The sequence below is a fragment of the Noviherbaspirillum suwonense genome (assembly GCF_900182955.1).
Classification (GTDB): Bacteria; Pseudomonadota; Gammaproteobacteria; order Burkholderiales; family Burkholderiaceae_D; genus Noviherbaspirillum_A; species Noviherbaspirillum_A suwonense.
In genome coordinates this window covers 1-3,195 of the sequence record NZ_FXUL01000058.1, presented here as the reverse complement: position 1 = coordinate 3,195, position 3,195 = coordinate 1, and the positions used below count along the sequence as shown (strand labels likewise).

Below are 3,195 nucleotides of genomic sequence, written 5' to 3'. Positions count from 1 at the left end.
AAGTGTTCCTGTCCAAGTCCTACGAGGAGTGGGAGGCGATCCTGGTGCCTTGCGGCATTCCTGTCGGCGCCATCAACAACATGGAAGAACTGGTCTTGACATGCGCCGCGCAATCGCCGATGCGGTGGAGACCGCCCGCGATGCGGACGATGTGAAGGCGGTAGTGTTGACCGGTGTGGGGGATGCCTTCTGTGCCGGCGGCGATCTCAAGTCGCTGACTGAAAAGACGTTTCCGGCACTGGACTTACCTGTACCTGTTCATCGATGTCTTCAGCCGCAAGATCGTTGGCTGGCAGGTCTATGAAGCTGAAAGCAGCGACCTGGCAAGTGAAGTCATGCGTGACATGTGCGCGCGTGAACACATCAGGCCGAGCCAGGTGGTGTTCCACTCGGATAATGGCAGCCCGATGAAGGGCGCCACGATGCTGGCCAAGTTGCAAGCGCTGGGCGTGACGCCCTCGTGTAGTCGTCCGGCAGTCAGTAATGACAACCCGTATTCCGAATCGCTGTTTAAGACGATGAAATACCGGCCTGCCTATCCGAACCGCAGGTTTGGGAGCCTGCTGCCGCCAGACAGTGGGGGCGGGTGCGTTTGTGCACTGTACAACGAGGAACACCGTCACAGCGCGATCAGATTCATTAAGCCACCACAACGGCACGCTGGTCTGGACATCGGGCTGCTAAAGGAACGAGGTCCGGTTTATGAGGCGGCCAGGACAACGCATCCGCAACGCTGGAGCGGCGGTACGCGCAACTGGGATCCGGTCCTGGTGGTCCACTTGAATCCCGCAAAGCACGCTATCGATCCAGCCAGTCAAAAGGAGCAAAATCCGGAATTAGAAAAAGGCAGCGTAAATACCCCAGCAACTAGCTTGAAATCTTCCGTGACGGAGCATGTGTCGTCCAGGCAGACATTCGTATTGTTTTTCAAGTACACAAATTTTCGTAGTTGAGCGTCTGGTCAGCGAAAACCATACAGAACTGCGTAACCCGCTCCTGCGTGATTCGCATCGCGAAATGGCATATAAATTGCTTACCGAAAGGAAAACCATTGGAGACACTATGATGACTATCAATAGAGTTGTAAGCCTTACGATGGCTATTGCCACGTCCCTGTTCGCGTCAGGTGCATACGCTCAAGACTATCCCTCACAACCCATTCGTCTGATCGTGCCCTTCTCGGCCGGAGGGCCTTCAGACAGCCAAGCCCGCCTGATCGGACAGAAGCTGTCCGAGGCAGTCAGGCAGCCGGTCATTGTGGACAACCGTCCCGGAGGCGCGGGCAATATCGGTACCGCGCTTGTGGCCCGAGCTAAGCCCGACGGCTACACGCTCCTATTTTCCAGCACCGGCCCTCTTGTAATCAATCCGAGCATATTTGCCAAAATGCCGTTCGATACACTCAAGGACTTCACGCCGGTTGCGCTTGTATCGTCCGCGCCGACTGTGCTGGCAGTGCATCCGAGTGTGCCAGTTTCAAACATTGGCGAGTTAATCGGGCTCATCAAGGCCAGTCCAGAGAAGTTCAGCTACGCGACTGGCGGCGATGGTACGACCCAACACCTGTCGGGCGAACTGCTAAAAAGCATGGCTAACTTGAAAATGACGCACGTGCCGTATAAAGGCGAGGGCCCGGCGACAACCGACGCGCTGGGCGGCCACGTGCCGGTCATTTTCACAAGTGTCGGTACTGGCCTGCCCAATTTTCGAGCCGGCAAGCTCAGGCCGCTGGCGGTAACCTCCGCCCTGCGTAATCCGGCACTGCCCGACGTGCCGACGCTGGAGGAATCTGGCCTTCCAGGCTATGAAGTTACTGCGTGGCAGGGCATCTTGGCGCCCGCTGGTACGCCCCTTGAGGTGATAGGTCAGCTAAATGCCGCCATCAGGACCATCGTCCATTTGCCCGAGGTCGCCGAAAGGCTGACGTCAGTCGGCAATGTGCCCTCTGCCGGCACTTCGGATGAATTCGCAGCGTTCATCAAGGACGAAATGCCGCGCTGGGCAAGACTGGTCAAGCAGGCTGGCGTGAAGTCCGCAAATTGATCGGACGGCACAGTTACCCAACTCATATATGTCGCATGGAAAAGAAGTTGAGGCGCTTAGTGGCGCTCCAGTCTTCGAGTTCCAGATAATTGCGACGCTCTTGTCAAACGGAAGAAGCCAGCTATCGGCGAGAAGCCACCATGCCCATTGATTACGATCTGATAAAAAACTTGGATTTCCCGGACGTCGAGCATACCTACAGCGAGAAGGACAGCATGCTGTATGCACTCGCCGTCGGCTACGGCCATGACCCCCTGGATGAGTCGCAACTCGCCTTCGTCTATGAAAAGGACCTGAAGACAGCGCCGAGCATGCCTGTGATTCTGGGGTATCCCGGGTTCTGGATGAAGGACCCGGCAACCGGTATCGATTGGCCTAGACTGCTACATGTTGGTCACAAGTTGCAACTACACGCCGCCATCCCGCCGGCCGGCACAGTGGTGGGTCGCACTCGCATTAAGGCCATCATCGACAAGGGGGCTGCGAGGGGTGCGCTAGTGGTCCAGGAAAAGCTGGTGTTAGACAAGGTGAGCGGTGCATTGCTGGCTACCATCGAACAAGCCACCCTGTGCCGCACGGAAGGGGGATTCGGACAGGGTGACGCGGCGCCCCCGGCGCTACCCCCTATGCCTTGCCGCCCGTCTGACCTTGTATGCGATCTTCCAACGCTGCCGCAGTCCGCATTGTTGTACCGCTTGTGTGCCGATCCAAACCCGATGCATGCCGACCCGGCGGTAGCGCGCGCTGCCGGATATGCGCGGCCTGTCTTGCACGGGCTCTGCAGCTTTGGCGTGGCAGTGCATGCAGTACTCAAGAGCTGCTGCGGCTACGACCCACGGCGGCTTGCCAGCCTGTCGGTCCGGTTTTCCAGCGTTGTGTATCCCGGTGAGATGCTGCGCACAGAATTGTGGGTTGACGGCGCAGCCATTGCCTTCCGAACCCGGGCGCTAGAGCGGGGGGTCGTCGTCCTGGACTACGGCGCTGCGGCACTGAATATCTAAACCAACCTGCATTTCATTAACTAGAAAAGTCAAAGGAACTCAATTGAAGCTCGCCCTTGAGGGAATTACCGTGCTCGACCTGTCGCATGCACTGGCCGGTCCGTACTGCTCTACGCTGTTGGCCGATTTCGGCGCCGATGTCATCAAGATC

The 3,195-nt window shown here is 57.7% G+C and carries 5 protein-coding genes; all 5 read left to right on the top strand.

Annotated elements, in window-relative coordinates; translation table 11 throughout:
* Window positions 1-100: 100 nt before the first annotated feature.
* Window positions 101-304: an enoyl-CoA hydratase-related protein gene (locus tag QOL82_RS29015; protein ID WP_283445798.1), complete on the top strand. Its 204-nt coding sequence runs from the start codon at window positions 101-103 to the stop codon at window positions 302-304.
* Window positions 219-953, top strand: a complete 735-nt coding sequence (locus QOL82_RS29010) for a DDE-type integrase/transposase/recombinase (protein ID WP_346772325.1) — start codon at window positions 219-221, stop codon at window positions 951-953. Before QOL82_RS29015 ends, QOL82_RS29010 begins: the two co-directional genes overlap by 86 nt.
* A 109-nt stretch (window positions 954-1,062) precedes the next feature.
* Entirely contained in the window at window positions 1,063-2,043 is a 981-nt protein-coding gene (locus QOL82_RS29005) for a Bug family tripartite tricarboxylate transporter substrate binding protein (RefSeq protein ID WP_283445797.1), read from the top strand.
* Window positions 2,044-2,183: 140 nt separating this feature from the next.
* Complete coding sequence (locus tag QOL82_RS29000) at window positions 2,184-3,044, top strand: MaoC/PaaZ C-terminal domain-containing protein (RefSeq protein ID WP_283445796.1); 861 nt, start codon at window positions 2,184-2,186, stop codon at window positions 3,042-3,044.
* A gap of 43 nt (window positions 3,045-3,087) precedes the next feature.
* On the top strand, window positions 3,088-3,195 hold a 108-nt coding region (locus QOL82_RS28995), incomplete at its 3' end, for a CoA transferase (RefSeq protein WP_283445799.1).

What these genes read in the sequence shown, in the direction of transcription:
- QOL82_RS29000 (WP_283445796.1), top strand. Translation starts at nt 2,184, where the DNA reads ATGCCCATTGATTACGATCTGATAAAAAACTTGGATTTCCCGGACGTC.
- QOL82_RS29005 (WP_283445797.1), top strand. Translation starts at nt 1,063, where the DNA reads ATGATGACTATCAATAGAGTTGTAAGCCTTACGATGGCTATTGCCACG.
- QOL82_RS29015 (WP_283445798.1), top strand. Translation starts at nt 101, where the DNA reads ATGCGCCGCGCAATCGCCGATGCGGTGGAGACCGCCCGCGATGCGGAC.